The sequence below is a fragment of the Arthrobacter sp. 10L430 genome (assembly GCF_056395245.1).
Genome location: NZ_JBFTJD010000065.1, coordinates 1 through 929 on the forward strand (window position 1 = coordinate 1; position 929 = coordinate 929).

Here is a 929-nt window from a genome sequence, read left to right on the forward strand (position 1 = left end):
CCGCTCAACGGCCCCAACGCCCGCTTCGAAGTCGGCGCCTGCGCCGCCTGGCTGCGCGCCGCCGCCGGAACGCCGCTGGAGGCGGAAACCGTCGTGGACGACGGCGAAACCCGCGCCGAACTGCACTACCGGCCCATCGGCGTCGTCGGCGCCATCGGCCCGTGGAACTGGCCCATGATGATCACCATCTGGCAGATCGCCCCCGCCCTGCGGATGGGCAACGCCGTGGTGGTCAAACCCTCCGAATACACCCCGCTGTCCGTCCTGGCCCTGGCCAAGGTCCTCAACGAGGAACTCCCCGAAGGCCTCCTCACGGTCGTCTCCGGCGGCCGCGACGTCGGCGCCCGGCTGGCCGAACACCCCGCCGTCGGCAAAGTCATGTTCACCGGCTCCACCGCCACCGGCAAGGCGATCATCAAATCCTCCGCCGACACCGTCAAGCGCCTCACCCTGGAACTTGGCGGCAACGACGCCGGCGTCGTCCTCCCTGACGCAGACCCCCAGGCCATCGCAGAAGGCCTGTTCTGGGGCGCCTTCATCAACACCGGCCAGACCTGCGCGGCCCTCAAGCGCCTCTACGTCCACGACGACATCTACGAGAAGGTGTGCGAGGCCCTCACTGCCGTCGCCGCTGCCATGCCCATGGGTGTGGGGCTGGACGAGGCGAACGTCCTGGGCCCGCTGCAGAACAAGGCACAGTTCGACATCGTGGCAGGGCTCGTTGAAGCCGCCAAGGATTCCGGCGCGCGCGTGCTGCTCGGCGGCAACCCGGCCATGGACCAGCCGGGCTACTTCTACCCCACCACGCTGGTCGCCGACATCGACAACGACAACCCCCTCGTGGCCGAGGAACAGTTCGGCCCGGCCCTGCCCATCATCCGCTACAGCACCGTGGACGAGGCCGTCGCCAAAGCGAACGGACTCGACGT

At 68.9% G+C, this 929-nt stretch carries 1 protein-coding gene; it reads left to right on the plus strand.

The window, feature by feature from the left end; all coding sequences use genetic code 11:
* On the plus strand, positions 1-929 hold a 929-nt coding region (locus AC1DDG_RS21675; protein ID WP_476877700.1), incomplete at both ends, for an aldehyde dehydrogenase family protein.